Annotated in this window: 11 protein-coding genes and 1 pseudogene; 6 read left to right on the top strand and 6 right to left on the bottom strand. The window is 71.3% G+C overall.

What is annotated here, in order from left to right; translation table 11 throughout:
* Positions 1–56: 56 nt before the first annotated feature.
* Positions 57–1,319, bottom strand: coding sequence for a ricin-type beta-trefoil lectin domain protein (locus D6270_RS26550; protein ID WP_109163164.1), 1,263 nt, complete (start codon positions 1,317–1,319; stop codon positions 57–59).
* A pseudogene (locus tag D6270_RS26545) lies at positions 1,316–1,979 on the bottom strand (type VII secretion system-associated protein). Before D6270_RS26545 ends, D6270_RS26550 begins: the two are co-directional and overlap by 4 nt.
* A gap of 219 nt (positions 1,980–2,198) precedes the next feature.
* On the opposite strand from D6270_RS26545, the gene D6270_RS33375 reads away from it, so the two are divergent.
* From D6270_RS33375 to D6270_RS26520, 5 genes are all read left to right on the top strand, one after another.
* The gene (locus D6270_RS33375; protein WP_225976952.1) at positions 2,199–3,431 is read left to right on the top strand and encodes a mannose-binding protein; all 1,233 of its coding nucleotides are present in this window, start codon (positions 2,199–2,201) and stop codon (positions 3,429–3,431) included.
* 464 nt (positions 3,432–3,895) lie between these two features.
* Positions 3,896–4,351, top strand: a complete 456-nt coding sequence (locus D6270_RS26535) for a helix-turn-helix domain-containing protein (RefSeq protein WP_109167262.1) — start codon at positions 3,896–3,898, stop codon at positions 4,349–4,351.
* Positions 4,352–4,527: 176 nt separating this feature from the next.
* Positions 4,528–5,055, top strand: coding sequence for a M48 family metalloprotease (locus D6270_RS26530; protein ID WP_109163167.1), 528 nt, complete (start codon positions 4,528–4,530; stop codon positions 5,053–5,055).
* Entirely contained in the window at positions 5,052–6,242 is a 1,191-nt protein-coding gene (locus D6270_RS26525; protein WP_109163168.1) for an MAB_1171c family putative transporter, read from the top strand. The genes D6270_RS26530 and D6270_RS26525 overlap by 4 nt, the downstream gene beginning before the upstream one ends.
* Positions 6,239–7,429 carry a cytochrome P450 family protein gene (locus D6270_RS26520; protein ID WP_109163169.1) on the top strand — a complete coding sequence of 397 codons (1,191 nt, stop codon included), beginning with the start codon at positions 6,239–6,241 and terminating at the stop codon, positions 7,427–7,429. Before D6270_RS26525 ends, D6270_RS26520 begins: the two co-directional genes overlap by 4 nt.
* An 82-nt stretch (positions 7,430–7,511) precedes the next feature.
* Here the strand turns inward: D6270_RS26520 and D6270_RS26515 are convergent, their stop codons facing one another.
* From D6270_RS26515 to D6270_RS26500, 4 genes are read right to left on the bottom strand one after another with little or no spacing between them, the layout of a single operon-like run.
* Positions 7,512–9,974, bottom strand: coding sequence for a beta-xylosidase/alpha-l-arabinosidase (locus D6270_RS26515; protein WP_204117050.1), 2,463 nt, complete (start codon positions 9,972–9,974; stop codon positions 7,512–7,514).
* Positions 9,971–10,792 (bottom strand): carbohydrate ABC transporter permease, encoded by an 822-nt coding sequence (locus D6270_RS26510; protein WP_109163170.1) that lies wholly within the window; start codon positions 10,790–10,792, stop codon positions 9,971–9,973. The genes D6270_RS26515 and D6270_RS26510 overlap by 4 nt, the downstream gene beginning before the upstream one ends.
* Entirely contained in the window at positions 10,789–11,769 is a 981-nt protein-coding gene (locus D6270_RS26505; RefSeq protein WP_225976951.1) for a carbohydrate ABC transporter permease, read from the bottom strand. The genes D6270_RS26510 and D6270_RS26505 overlap by 4 nt, the downstream gene beginning before the upstream one ends.
* A gap of 50 nt (positions 11,770–11,819) precedes the next feature.
* Complete coding sequence (locus tag D6270_RS26500) at positions 11,820–13,121, bottom strand: ABC transporter substrate-binding protein (RefSeq protein WP_109163171.1); 1,302 nt, start codon at positions 13,119–13,121, stop codon at positions 11,820–11,822.
* Between the two features lie 151 nt (positions 13,122–13,272).
* Here D6270_RS26500 and D6270_RS26495 point away from each other — a divergent pair, with 151 nt between their 5' ends.
* Positions 13,273–14,292 carry a LacI family DNA-binding transcriptional regulator gene (locus D6270_RS26495; protein ID WP_109163172.1) on the top strand — a complete coding sequence of 340 codons (1,020 nt, stop codon included), beginning with the start codon at positions 13,273–13,275 and terminating at the stop codon, positions 14,290–14,292.
* Positions 14,293–14,481: the final 189 nt, after the last annotated feature.

The following is a 14,481-nucleotide window of genomic DNA, read 5'->3' as shown; positions in this document are numbered from 1 at the left end:
GCCCGGGGTGGCGTACGGAGGCCGGGAGCGGGACTCCCGGCCTCCGGGCCCTCGGGTCAGGTGCTCCACTTCTGGTTGTCGTTGCCCGTGCACTGCCAGAGGACCAGGTACGTGGACGGGCCCCTGCTCTTGCTGTGGTTCGGGATGTCCACGCACATGCCGACGACCGTGTTGACCAGGTCATGGGCGCCGTTCAGGGTGAACTTCTGGGCGGCGGAGCCGTTGCACCAGGCGAGCTGGATGGGGGTGCCGTTGCGGAACACCGCGTTGGCCACGTCCAGGCACTTGTCCCTGGCCCGGATGGTGCCGTCGGAGCCGAAGCGCCACTTCTGGGCGTCGGCGCCGTTGCAGTCCCACATGAACAGCGGCTGGCCGTCGTTGAAGTTGTGGCCGGGCACGTCGAGGCAGCGGCCGGACAGGTGGCTGCGGAAGGAGACGGACCCGCTGAAGGTGACGGCGGACTTGGCCTGGGCGGGCTGGTTCTTGGCGGCGCTCTCCTTCTTGGGCTGTGCCTTGGGCGGATCGGCCTTCTTGGGCGGGTCCTTGGGGGTGTCGTCCTTCTTCACCTCCTCCGTGGCGGAGGGCGCCGGCGGAGGCGGGGCCGGCACGGGGTTGCGGACCTTCTCCTCGACCTTCTTCTCCTCGGCGGGCGCGCTGGTCTCGGGCGCGGTGACGGCGAACTCGCCCGGCGCCTCCGGCCCGCTCCCGTCGAGGACGGTCCCGGCCGCCGCGACGTTGGTCTGCTGGGGCCCGTCGTCGTTGTTCCCGGCGAGGACGAGGAAGGGCACCGACACGAGCAGCGCCCCCGCGACCGCCGCCCCGGCGAGGGCGGCCTTGCCGGGCCGTCCCACGGGACCGCCTTCCGCCTGCGGCTGGCCGATGGCGGTGGCGGACATGGTCCGTACGAGGGCGGGGAGCCTGCTCTGGGCAGCGGCGGCGGCGCTGGGGTCGGGATCGGCTTCGGAGGCGGTGTCGGGGGTTCCGGCCTCGGTGCCGGGGGCCGGGGTGTCGGGGCTCTCGCCCTTCACCGCCTTCCCGGACTCCGCTGCCTTCTCGGCCTCCTCGGACTTCTCGGGCTTCGCGGCCGCCCCGGGCTTCTCCGGCATCCCGGTCTGCGGGGCTTCGGCGGTCGCGGCTTCGGTCTTCGTCAGTACGGGTGCGGAGTCGGGCGCGGCAGCCGCGTCCGGGGCGTCGGGCTCGCCGGGAGCGACGGGGGCGGCGGCCGCTGGAGCGTTCACGGCCGCCTCCTCGCTCTCGGTGGCGGACTCCGTGTGAGCCTCCGGGGAGGCGGGGGTCTGCTGGGACGACGAACGCGTCACGGGATCCTCCCTGTGGTGTGGGGCCAGGGTTCGGTCGAGTCGGGGCCGTCCGGCGTGCTGTCGGGCCCGGAAGGCTGTCGGCGGGGACGAGCAGGGGAGCCGCAGCACCGGAGTTGACCGACAGCAGGGCGCCGGCGGTCGCCACCGAATCGGCCAGCTCCCTGGCGGACACGGTGTCATGGTGAAGTGCCGCGGACATGAATGCGTGTGTGGGCGAGGTGAACAGGAGCACCACCGGCGCCCCGTCCCGCCCCGCGGCCATGAGCGGCCCGCCGTCCGGCGCGCGTACGACGGTGACGTCAGCCTCCGCGAGCGCGGCCAGCGCCTCGTCCACCGTGCCGTATCCGGTGGCGGCCCGCTGGGCCGCCGCGTCCACCGGATCGGTGGGCTCGGGCCAGCCGAGGGCACGGGCGGAGGGACGGTAGCCGGGGTTGGCGCGGTACTCGCCCACGCCCCCGCTCGCGTCCGACTGCCACTCCCCAGCACGGCCCACTCCGGCGGCGTCAGCGCCTGCGTCCACTCCGGATCGACGATCCCGATCCAGTGGCCCGGCGCACGACGGGCAGCGTCCTTCACGGCTTCCGGCACCAGGGAGGCATCCGGAAGGGCCAACGGGACGCTCTGTCCATCCTGCTGCCGCTCTCCGAGCGGTATCTCCACCTGAACTCTTGGCTCCGTACGAGTTTTGAATGCCGGACGGCCTAGGCCCACCGTCGGCAGTGATCAGATCGGGAAGTCAACAGGATGTCATACGAGCTCTGTTCACGGGGCACGGCGAGGTGCCCGTATCGGCCCTCCACGTGCCCGTTCGCTGCCCGAGCGGGGAACTTTCCGGGAGCAGTGAGGCGTGGGGTGACAAAGCGACGGAGGCGTATCCCGGTGAGACGTCTCCATCGCTCCCCCGACGGGCTACGTTGGGCACGCCCCCGAGGAGGAGTCAGCGCATGTCCCCCGAGCCCCCGCCCCGGCACCAACTCCGCGGCCGCCGCCGAGAAGCCCGGCCCCACACCTTCGCAGCCCGCCGAACCGGCCGAGGCACAGGAGTCCGGAACCGGCCCCGGCTCAGCGGCCGGGACGGACGAGTCCCGGACTCCGGCCGCCCCAGCCGCGACGGCCGGCGCCGGGGAACCCCCGGCCGGTCCCGCCGCGACGGCCGACACCGGCGAGCCCCGGGCTCCGGGCGAGGCCACGACCGGGGCGGAGGAGCCCCAGGCTTCGGCGCGGCCCACCCCCGGCACCGGGGAGACCCGGACATCGGCCGAGCCCACCCCCGGCACCGGGGAACCCCCGACGGCCGCCGCCCCCTCCGAGCCCACCTCCACGGCGAAGACCGACGAAGAGACACCCCATGGCCGCACGGAGGGCATCGCACTGGCAACGGCCGTCGCAGCGAAGCCGGCCACCAAGACCGTCACCGCGGCTGACAAGGGCCGCCCCCGCACACCGGTCCTGGCGGGAGCTGTGTTCGTCGGCGCCGCCCTGGTCGCGATACCCGTGCTCCTGATGGGCAGTGCGAACGACGAGGAGCCCCGTAACACCAACACGGCTCCGGTCGCGGGCAGCGCCGACACGGTCCTCAACCCGGAATCGGCTCCGGCCGCCCTGGACGACTACGTGGCGGTGAAGCCCACACCGTCCCCGACCGAGCAGAAGAAGATCGCCCCTCCGAAGGCCGCCCCCGTCCCCGTGGCACCCGCGCCCGAGCCCAGGACGAGCGCCCCCGCCGAGAAGCCGAAGGCCTCACCCACACCGAAGCCGAAGGCCAAGCCCAAGGCGGCCCCGAAGCCGAACTGGGGCACCCAGAGGGTCAGCGCGACCAGTTCCATCGGGGTGGGTCAGTCCTGGGCCACCAACCGCATCCGCATGACCATGCAGCAGGACGGCAACCTCGTCGTCTACAACGAGCAGAACAAGCCCATCTGGGCCGCGATGACCTTCGGCGCGAACCACCGGGCGATCTTCCAGCCCGATGGCAACCTGGTCATCCACAACGGCGACGACCGCCCGATCTGGGCCTCCAAGACCCACGACTTCGGCGGCGCCCAGCTGGTCCTGCGTCCCGACGCCAAGGTGGTCATCGTGCACAACGGCAGGGTGGTCTGGTCGACCTGACCCGCTGTTGACCGGGGACGGAGCGGACAACCATCGAGTTCGCCCGTGGCCGGACCGTCCGCCTCGGCTTCGGCCCCTCTTCGACGGTCGGCCCTGTGCTCGGTCCGGGCGGGCGGCCGGGGCTCGCGCCCTCTCCGGGAGCCGGTCGTGCCGGGAGCGGCCTTCGGCCACATGGTGATCGACAGCGGCGGGCTCGTGCGGCCGGGCGACCGCGTGCGGATTTCCACAGCTGGCGCGGCGACGGTGCCCCGGGCCGGAGGCCGAGCTCACCCCCGTGAAGTTCGACCCCCGGCCCGGCTGCCACCATGCCCCACCCTCAACACTTCAGTGGCGACGAAGCATTGGTAACGTACACCAGAGTGGCCGCCCCTCGTCAACCAAAGTGCTGCCGGGGCCGACCCGATGAGCTTCGGGAAACACTGTGGTGGGCGAAGGCTCGGCATCACACCAAGGAGGTCGTGTACGTGGAGGATGACCAGTCACCCAGCTTCGCCCAGCTCCTGGACCACCTCTTCCGCGAGGTGCACCCCCCTTCCCGGGGGCCCTACACCTACGCGGAGGTCGCCGAGGGAATCCGTAAGGCTTCGACCGGCGAGGGGCGCGGGGTGACGGCGAGCGCCATCCAGCAGCTGCGCACCGGTGCCAAGCGGAACCCCACGCGGCACACCATCAAGGCCCTGGCCGACTTCTTCGGCGTACCGGCGGGCTACTTCGTCGACAGCGCGGCGGCCGAGCGCACCAAGGCGGAGATAGGCCTCATCGCCGCCATGCGTGACCAGGACGTCCGCAAGGTCGCCCTGCGCGCCAACGGCCTGAGCGTCGACAGCCTGAAGATGCTCTCCACCGTGATCGAACAGGCCCGGAGGCTCGAAGGGCTCACCACCGACGACAGCGCGCAGGATCTGAACCTGGACGACTGAACCGCGCGCCGGGTGCCGGGCGCCGGGTGGGGACCCCCCAGACGACACCCCCGCGGCCGCACCCCGCCTTCGGAGCAGGGGCGCGAACATGTCAGCATTGAGGCGCTCGCAGCGGGCCTCCAGGGGGAGATTCGCCCCGGCCGACCAGCTCCGACCGGCGTCACCAGAGTGAGGACATGGACCTTGAGCAGCTTCGCGCCGCGTGTGAGGCACGCGTCGAGGCTCTTGGGCTCCCGCACCGCTTCACCACCCGCGACCTCCGCGACGCCGTGGCCCGACAGCGCGGACGCCCCGTCATCCTGCGCCCCCTGAGCACCCTGGGCGCCACGGACGCCCCGTGCGGCATCCGCCTGGAGACCCCGGACGCCGACCTGTTGTTCTACGAGGAGGCCACCTCCCCCCTCCACCAGAACCACATTCTCGCCCACGAGATCAGCCACATCATCTGCGACCACCCCGGCAGCCTCGAACTCGACCTGGACACCCTGCGCGCGATCGGGTTCGACCCCACCCTGGTACAGCGCATGTCCGGCCGGACCAGCTACACGAGCGAGGACGAGCGCGAGGCCGAGGTGATGGCCAGCGTGATCCGGCAGCTCATGTACCGGGGACGCGAAGGCCCGTCGCACCGGCCCGCCAGCGGGGCCGAGAGCTGGGACGCGCTGTTCGCCGAGCCACACAGGAAGAAACGCCACCGGAAATGATCAACATCGTGTTCACGGGCACGGCCGTCGTGCTGCTGTGCTTCGCCGCCTACTGGGTACGAGGGCGCGGCGGACACCGCCCCACGGGCACCTGGGCGATGGTGGCGCTGCTGACCTCGTTCGCCCTGGCCTTCGCCTCCTACGCCCCCGCCGTGGAGCGCGCGGTCGAATCGGTGGTCCCCCACGTCGCCCGGCTCCTCAGCAACACCTTCACCCTGGCGGCGGCCACCTCGATCCTCGCCTTCCTCTTCCAGCTCAATCTGGACCGCGAACGGGCCGACCGGCAGATCCGGCTGCGCGTCATCGCGCTCGCGATCGCCGTCACCGGTATGACCTCCTTCTTCGTCGCCGAGCAGCTCACCGGACGTAACCCGGTGTTGTACGCGTGCTACGTCCTCGTCTACATCTCCTACCTGGGGTACACGGCCAAGGACTTCCTGCTGCAGACCTGGGCCCAGTCCAAGCGGTCGACCCGCCGCAGCCAGCGCTGGGGCCTGCGTACGACCTCGGTCGGCTGTGGCTTCGCCCTCCTGTACGCCGCGTACAAGCTGTTCGCCCTGATCTCCATCGGCCTCGGCCTGGGGCTCGTTCCCGACCATGCCCGGTGCTCCGGCCCGCTGACCCCCTTCCGCTGCGCGTTCAGCGTGACCGCGCCCGCCGTCGCCGTCCTCCTCATCACCGCCGGGCTCACCCTCCCCGCCCTGCTGTGGCCGCTCAGCCGGCTGCGCCGCCGGCGCTGGGAACGGGAGTCGTTCACCGCGCTGGAACCCCTGTGGCGGGAGGTCACCTCGGCGGTCCCCGAGGTCGTACTCGACCCGGGCGGCACCGAGGTCGACGCCCACGACCTCGACTTCCACCTGCACCGCCGGGTCATCGAGATCAACGACTGCGTGCTGGCCCTGCGCCCGTACCGTCCGGCGTCGGTGGGAGACGCCGCCGCGGCCGAGGTCGCGCGCCGGGGCGCGGCCGAAACCCCCGAGGGCGAGGCCGAGGTGGAGGCGGCGGTCATCGCCGCGGCCGTCGAGGCGAAGCGCACCGGACGCCCCCTCGAAGGCGACGAGGCCCCGCCCGCCGCCGGCACCGGCTCCCGCCGGGGCGACCTCCCGGCGGAGACCGCCTGGCTGCTGCTCGTGGCGCGGGCCCACGCGCGGCGCCCGGCGCCCGAGAAGGTGGGAGCGGCCTCGTGACCTCCCCCGGGCAGGACCCCTTGCGCGACCCGCGCTTCTTCGCCGACCCGTATCCCACCTACGACCGGCTGCGCGAGCGCTGCCCGGTCCAGCGCGTCCCCACCGGCTCCGGCGGGCACCAGGCCTATCTGATCACCGGCCATGCCGAGGCCCGTACGGCGTTCACCGATCCCCGGCTGTCCAAGGACACCGCGCGCTTCTTCGCCGGCCGGCCCTCCGACCGCGACCTGCACCCGGCGATCTCCCGCCACATGCTGGCGAGCGATCCGCCCGTGCACACCCGCCACCGGCGGGTGGCGACACCGCTGTTCACCACCGGACGCGTCCGGGAACTGCGCCCGTTCATCACCCGCGTCGTCGACGGCCTCATGGCCGCGTGGCGCCCGGGCACGGAGGTCGACCTGGTGGCGGAGCTGGCGATTCCGCTGCCGGTCACCGTGGTCTGCGAGCTGCTGGGGGTGCCGGAAGCCGACCGCGCCACACTCGCCGGCTGGTCCCACGACCTCTTCGACGCGAAGGACACCGACCTCGTCGACGCATCGTCGCACCGGATCGGCGGCTACCTGACCCACCTCGTCGACACGGCCCGTGAGACCCCTGGCGACGGCCCGCTCCACTCCCTCCTGCGCGACTGCGAGGAGGGCGGCCTCGACCGGGACGAGGCCGTCTCCCTGGCCGCCCTCCTCCTGGTCGCCGGGCACGAGACCACCACCCACTTCATCGGCAACGCCGTCCTGGCCCTGCTCCGGCACCCGGAGGCGTTCGACCGGCTCCGCCGGGACCCGGACCTGATCCCCGGCGCCCTCGACGAACTGCTCCGCCACGACTGCCCGGTGAGCGTGGCCACCTTCCGCCACAGCACTCAGGAGCTCAGCGTCGGCGGGGTCGACATCCCGGCGGGCTTCCCGGTGCTCATCGCCCCCGGGGCCGCCAACCGCGACCCGGGGCGGTTCCCGCACCCGGACCGCCTGGACCTCGACCGCGATGCCACCGGCCACCTCTCCTTCGGCCACGGCATCCACCGCTGCCCGGGCGCCCCGCTGGCCCGGGCCGAGGCGGAGATCGCCCTGCGCACCCTGCTGGCCCGCTTCCCGGGCCTGCGCCTGGCCGTCCCGGCAGAGTCCCTGACCTGGCGCCGGACCCGTCTCACCCGGGGCCTGGCCGCCCTGCCCCTCGTCCTCGGCTGAGACCCGCCCCGGCCCCTTCGCCGGAGCGGGGAAAGGGCCTTCGCGGCTGGACGTCCCACCCGCGAAGGCCCCTCCCGCCGGGCTACGGCGCGTCCGTGAGGATCTCGGTCGCGATGCCCATGTGCAGCCGACGGGTGTGGTCGACCGTGCGTACGGGGCCGGTCAGCGTGACCCGGGCCGTGAGGCGCGTGTCGGTACTCGACGCGCTCAGCCGGAGTTCGAGATCGCCCGGCTCGACGATCCGGTGGCCCTCGCGCCCCGTGAAGGAGGCGAGGTCCGCCGGGACCGTCATCCGTACCCTGGCCGTCCGTCCGGGATCCAGCCCGAGGCGTACGTACCCGATGAGGCGCTGCACCGGCTGGACCACCGAGGCGACCGGGTCGTGCAGATACACCTGGACCACCTCGGTCCCCTCCCGCGCACCCGTGTTGCGGACGGTGCAGGAGAGCGTGAACTCCCCTTCCGTAGAAGCGCGTCCGCCCTCCACGACGAGATCGCTCCACTCGAAGGCGGTGTACGTCAGACCGTGGCCGAATCCGTACGCCGGGGTCGGATCCACGCTGGACACATCGCTGGAGTGCCCCAGCCGCGCCGCCAGGTAGGTGGCGGGCTGGGAGCCCGGGTGGCGCGGCACGCCGACCGGCAGCCGGCCGGAGGGTGCGGTGCGTCCGCTGAGCACCGAGGCGATGGCCGTCGTCCCCTCCTCGCCGGGGAAGAACGACTGCACGATCGCGGCCGCCTCGTCCACCGCACGCCCGAGGGCGTAGGGGCGTCCGGCGAGCAGGGTGACGACGACGGGGGTACCCGTGTCGAGGAGGGCGTCGAGGAGCTGCTGCTGGACACCGGGGAGCGCCAGGCTCTCCGCGTCGCAGCCCTCCCCGCTCGTACCGCGCCCGAAGAGGCCGGCCCGGTCGCCGAGGGCGAGGATCACGAGGTCGGCGCCTCGGGCCAGATCGACGGCCTCACCGAAGCCGCCGGTCTCCGGGCCGTCGATGTCCGCACCCCGCGCGGTGACGATCTCGCTGTGCGGGAACTCCGCCGCACAGGCCTCGCGGAGGGTGGGCAGTTCGATGCCGAGCGGGGTGTCGGGATGCTGCCCCCCGACGTGGACGGGGAAGGCGTAGCAGCCGAGGACGGCCGTCGGGGTGTCGGCGTTGGGTCCGACGAGTGCGATACGGGCCGGGGCTCCGGCGCCCGCCGCGAGGGGCAGGGTGCCGTCGTTGCGCAGGAGTACGACGGCCTGTTCGGCGACGCGGCGGGCGAGCGCGCGGTTCTCCTCGGTGTCGAGACGGACGGTGCCGCGCAGCGCCTCCGAGTCTGCGCCCGTGGAGCCGTCCGCAACTCCGTCCAGCACCAGCGGCTTTGGCCTCCACCCCGCGTCCAACAGCCCCAACTGGGCTTTCTGGACGAGGACTCGGCGTACCGCGCGATCCACCAGCGCCTCGGGTACGCGCCCCTCGGCGATCGCCTCGGCCAGCGGGCCGCCGAACGTCTTGACGGTCGGCAGCTCCACGTCCACCCCCGCCCAGAGTGCCGCACCGGCCGCTTCCCCGAAGGTTCCCGCCACACCGTGCAGCGTCTTCAGGAACGCGATACCGAAGTAGTCGGCGACCACGGTCCCTGCGAAGCCCCAGGTGTCGCGGAGCAGACCGGTCAGCAGCTGTCCGTCGGCGGCGGAGGGGATGCCGTCGGTGTCGGTGTAGGCGTGCATGACCGACCGCACGCCGCTTTCGCGTACGGCCATCTCGAACGGGGGCAGGATGATGTCGGCCCGCTCCCGCGCACCCATGCCGACGGGTGCGAGGTTGCGTCCCGCCCGTGAGGCGGAGTACCCGGCGAAGTGCTTGAGCGTGGCGACGACTCCGGCCGACTCCAGTCCCCGTACGTAGGCGGTGGCGACCGTACCCACCAGGTACGGGTCCTCGCCGATCGTCTCCTCGACGCGGCCCCAGCGTGCGTCGCGTACGACATCGAGTACCGGGGCGAGCCCCTGGTGCACGCCGACGGAGCGCATGTCGCGGCCGATCGCGGCGGCCATCTCACGTACCAGCTCCGGATGGAAGGTGGCGCCCCAGGACAGCGGCACCGGATAGGCGGTGGCGCCCCAGGTGGCGAAGCCTGCGAGGCACTCCTCGTGGGCGAGCGCCGGGATGCCGAACCGATTGGCTCCGGCGATCCGCTCCTGGGTGCGCGCCAGCGAGAGGGCGCCCACGGCCGGGTCGACGGGAGCCGTCCCGAACGGGCGGGTCAGCTGGCCGAGGCCGTGGGGAAGAAGGTCGTCGAGGGCGACGGCCTCCTCCATGTCGTGCTGGAACGGGGCGACTTCGCCTCCCTCGTCGGATGCGCCCACCCAGACGCCGACGAGCTGGGCGGTCTTCTCCTGGAGGGTCATGGCGGCGATCAGGGCGTCGGCCCTGGCCTCGGGGGTGAGGGCGGGGTCGTGCCAGGGCCCGGTGCGGTGGTCCGTGGCGCCGGAGACCGGCACCACGGAATCGGTGGTCCCGGCGGCCGTCGGCGCGCCGGCGTTGTCGATGTTGGTGGTCACTTTCCTCCGACCCCCATCAGCCCCTGTACCAGGGCACGACGAGCGAACAGGTAGACGATCAGGATGGGGAGCATGGACAGGACGACGGCGGCGAGCAGCCCCGGGGTGTCGACACCGTGCTCCGTCTGGAATTCGTAGAGGCCCAGGGTGATGACCTTGGTCTCCGCGGACTGCGTCAGGACGAGGGGGAAGAGGAAGCCGTTCCACGCCTGGAGGGCGGAGAAGACGATGATCGTCGCGACCCCGCTCCTGGACAGCGGCAGCACCAGCTGGAAGAAGACGCGCCGGGACGAGGCACCGTCCATCGTCATCGCCTCGTAGAGATCGGGGGTGATGTCCCGCATCACGCCGGTGAGGATCAGGGCGCACACCGGCATGGCGAAGGCCGCCGTCGGCAGGATGACGCCGATGAGGTTGTCGTAGAGGCCGGCCTGGCTGATGACGAAGAACATCGGGACGATGACCGCCTGCGAGGGGATGGCCAGCCCCAGGAGGAACAGCCGGAAGACCGTGGTGGTGGCCCGGCCCCGGCTCCTGACGATGGTGTACGCCAGCGGCGGGACGAGGAGGACGACGATGCCCACCACGCACACGGTGACGATGACCGTGTTGAGGAAATACTGTGCGAAGCCGCTGTTGAGGTCCTTGATGTAGTTGTCGAGTGTGAAGTGCGCGGGGAAGGCCAGCGGGCCGTTCGCCGCGTAGTCGGGGCGCGACTGGAACGTGGCGATGAGCATCACGTACAGCGGCAGCCCCACCACGAGGAGCCAGACCACCGAGCCGAAACCGGCGAGGAGGTTGGGGCGGCTCTTGCTCACAGTCCCTCCATGGTGCTGCGCATCTTGTCGTAGCCCGAGAGCCGCACCACGATCAGCGAGATGAGCGTGGAGACGAGGACCAGGAGGAGGGCGATGGCGGACGCCGATCCGTAGTCGAAGCTCTTGAACGCCTTCTGGTACATGTAGAACGCGCTGATGGTGGTGTCGCTGCCCGGCCCGCCCTGGGTCAGGATGAGCACGGTGTCGAAGGTCGTGAGCCCACCGACCACCATCAGGATCATCGAGGTGATGATCGCGTTGCGCAGCTGCGGCAGCGTGATGTGGAAGAACTGCCGCACCCGGCCCGCGCCGTCGATCTGCGCCGCCTGGTAGAGGACCGGTGGCACCGCGCGCGCCGCGCCCTGGTAGATCAGCGTGTGCAGGGGGGTGAACTGCCAGGTGCTGACGAAGACCAGGACCCCGATCGCACTGGCCTGCATCCCGAAGAGGTTGCCGTCGCCGAACAGCCAGGTGGCCTGCGCGGGGACCCCGAGGTTGGGGTCGAGGAGGGCCCGCCACAGCACGGAGACGGCGGCGATGGAGAGCAGCATCGGGACGAAGTAGATGGCGGAGAGGACGGCCCGGTTGCGCTGGTGCCCCGCCGCCCAGACCCCGAGCAGGATGCTCAGCGGGGTCTGGACGAGAACCCCGAGCGCGGTGAGCAGGACGCTCAGCCAGAGGCTCTTGATCATGACGGGGTCGTCGAGGAGCTTCTTCCAGTTGGCGAGGCCGGCGAACTCCGGATCGCTCAGACCGTCCCAGCTGGCGAAGGAGAGTACGGCGACCATGATCAGCGGGACGATGGCGAAGAGGCCGAAGAAGAGGGCGGCGGGGGCCGCCCAGAGGAACCCCGGGCGGCCCACCGCGATGCCGGCCGGGCCGGGCTTCCTCACCGCCTCCCTGCCCTCGGAGTCCTTGGAGCCCTTTGAACCCTTTGAGCCCTTGGAGCTCTTGGCGATGGCGGAAGTTCGGTTCATGTCATGCGTTCCGGTCATGTCCTGAGTTCCGGGTCCGGATGTCGGTGAGCTCACGAGGTCGGCAGCGCCTGCATGGCCTTGATGAAGGCGTCCTCGTCCATCGAGCCGTTGAAGAACTGCTGGAGGGCCTGGTACATCGCGGTGGCCGCGGACTGCGGGTACGCCTGGTCCCAGGAGAGCTGGAACGCCGGGGCCTCCTTGACCATGTCGTACTGGAACTTCGCGAACTCGGGGCTGGCGGCGGTGTCCAGGAGCCCTTCCGTGTTGGTCGTGGTCGGCAGGTTACCGATGGAGAGCTGCGCCTTGACGAACTGGTCCGAGTACATGAGCTTCAGGAACTCGGCGACGGCCTCCGGGCGCTTCGTCTTCTTCAGCACGGAGTAGAAGTTGTTGGTGTTGCCGACGAGGTTCGCCCGGTCGCCCTTGCCTCCCTCGACGGAGGGGAAGGCGCTGTAGCCGAGGTCGCTCTCGGCGAACTCCGGGTGCGCGTCCTGCTGGGTCGAGTACTCCCACGAGCCCATCAGCTCGAAGCCGGCCCGGCCGGTCGCCAGGAGCGTGGGGGAACCCTGGTCGGTGAACTTCACCGAGTCGTAGTTGGTGCCGAAGGCACCGGCGTCCACCAGCTCCCTGATCTTGCCCAGCGCCTGCCGGCTGTCGGGGCTCGCCCAGGCGTCCTTGTCGCCGTCCAGCGCCTTCTGGAAGAGCTCGGGCCCGGCGATTCGGTCGTAGAGGTACTCGAACCACATCAGTGTCGGCCACCGGTCGCCGCCGCCCAGCGCGATCGGGGTGACGCCGTCGGCCTTGAGCGCCTTGACCGCCGCCAGCAGGTCGTCCCAGGTCTGCGGGGGTTCGACGCCCGCCTTCTTGAGGACCTTGCCGTTGTTGAAGAGCAGCACGGGCTGGGTGCCGCGCATGGGGATTCCGTAGGACGTGCCGTCCACCGCCGCGCTGTTGAACACGGAGGGCAGGAACTTCGCCTTGAGGTCCGGGTCCTTGTCGATGAAGGGGTCCAGCGGGAGCAGCAGCCCGGCGTCGACGAACGGCTTGATGCTGCCGCCGCCCCAGTTGAAGAAGACGTCCGGCGCCTGCTTGCTGTTGATGATCGTCTGTAGCTTCGCCTGGTAGTCGGCGCCCGGGATCGTATCCAGGACGGCCTTCACCTTCGACGTCTTGTTGAAGGTGGCGACGAGCTCCTTCTCCACCTTGTTCGCCGCGTCCCCGTAGACCAGGACGTGGATGGTGTCGCCGTCGGCCGCGTCGGAGCCCCCTCCGCACCCGGACAGGGACAGCACCAGGGCCAGCGCCGCACCACCGACGACAGCGGTCCGCGAGAACCGTGCGCGTTGTTTCATCGACTCGCCTCTCGAAACTGTTTCGGAATAATTGCCGAAACTTCTGAGTCGGGACGCTAGGACTCCCCCTCTGAGGGGTCAACCCTCGGTCACTGCGTAATCAAAGCGTTACGTCTCGGTGGGGGCCGGGCCGTGCTCTAAGCTCCTCGACATGCGCGATGACCAGGAGATGGGCCGGATCACGCTGGCCCAGGTGGCCCAGCAGGCCGGCGTCTCGATTTCGACAGTTTCGAAGGTCCTCAACGGACGGCAGGACGTGGCAGCCCCCACGAGGGTCAAGGTGGAGCGCCTGCTGGAGGCCCACGCCTACCGGCGCACCACACGGTCGGCGGGCGAGGCGCCACTCATCGAGATCGTGTTCCACGAGCTGGAGAGCATCTGGGCGATGGAGCTGATCCGGGGGGTGGAGAACATCGCCAAGGCCCACAACGCGGGGGTCGTCCTCACCGAGAGCGGAACCCGCCACGCGCCCGGACCGGAGTGGATGGAGGCGATGCTCCAGCGCCGGCCGCTCGGTGTCGTGCTGGTCTTCTCCACCTTGCCCGGCGAGGTGAAACAGCAGCTCAGGGCGCGTTCGATCCCGTTCGTCATCGTGGACCCGGCGGGCGACCCCGACCCGGACGTCCCCTCGGTCGGCTCGGCCAACTGGAACGGCGGCCTGGCCGCCACCCGCCACCTCATCGAGTGCGGGCACCGGCGCATCGGGGTCATCACCGGCCCCGAGGACATGCTCTGCTCCCGCGCCCGGCTCGACGGCTACCGGTCGGCGATGACCATGGCGGGGCTGGAGGTGGACCCGGGACTCGTCCTGTTCGGCGACTTCCATGTGGAGGGCGGCTACGACCGCGCCACCGAGATGCTGTCCCACCCCGAGCGCCCCACGGCGATCTTCGCGGGCAGCGACCTCCAGGCACTCGGCGTGCTGGAGGCCGCCCGGGTGCACGGACTGCGCGTCCCCCACGATCTCTCGGTGGTCGGCTACGACGACGTGTCCATCGCCCGCTGGGCGAGCCCGGCACTGACCACGGTCCACCAGCCGCTGCGCCAGATGGCGGAGGAGGCCACGCAGATGCTGATGCGGCTGCGGGCCCAGGAACCGGTCTCCACCCGGCTGGAGCTGGCGACGACCCTGGTCGTACGCAAGAGCACGGCGCCACCGCCCGCGAACTGAGCGCCGCGCGGGGCCGGGGCCGAAACCGAGCGCCGCGCGGGATGGGGCCGTGGCGTGTACATGCGCGGCACGTGCGGGCCGGCGGCACACCGGAACGGGCGGCACAGGGGCGTCAACACGCCATTCCCAGCCACCCGGTGTGACCGAAACGGATCAACACCTCAACAATTCGAGCCACTTGGCCTAGGC

The sequence above is a fragment of the Streptomyces griseus subsp. griseus genome, from assembly GCF_003610995.1.
Taxonomy (GTDB): Bacteria; Actinomycetota; Actinomycetes; order Streptomycetales; family Streptomycetaceae; genus Streptomyces.
The sequence above is the reverse complement of the archived record's forward strand: the minus strand, read 5'-3'. Positions and strand labels throughout refer to the sequence as shown.

Bases quoted from the DNA above. Each gene is read 5' to 3' on its own strand.
- D6270_RS26525 (WP_109163168.1), top strand. From the start codon at position 5,052: ATGATCAACATCGTGTTCACGGGCACGGCCGTCGTGCTGCTGTGCTTC.
- D6270_RS26495 (WP_109163172.1), top strand. From the start codon at position 13,273: ATGCGCGATGACCAGGAGATGGGCCGGATCACGCTGGCCCAGGTGGCC.
- D6270_RS26530 (WP_109163167.1), top strand. From the start codon at position 4,528: ATGGACCTTGAGCAGCTTCGCGCCGCGTGTGAGGCACGCGTCGAGGCT.
- D6270_RS26500 (WP_109163171.1), bottom strand. From the start codon at position 13,121: ATGAAACAACGCGCACGGTTCTCGCGGACCGCTGTCGTCGGTGGTGCG.
- D6270_RS26505 (WP_225976951.1), bottom strand. From the start codon at position 11,769: ATGAACCGAACTTCCGCCATCGCCAAGAGCTCCAAGGGCTCAAAGGGT.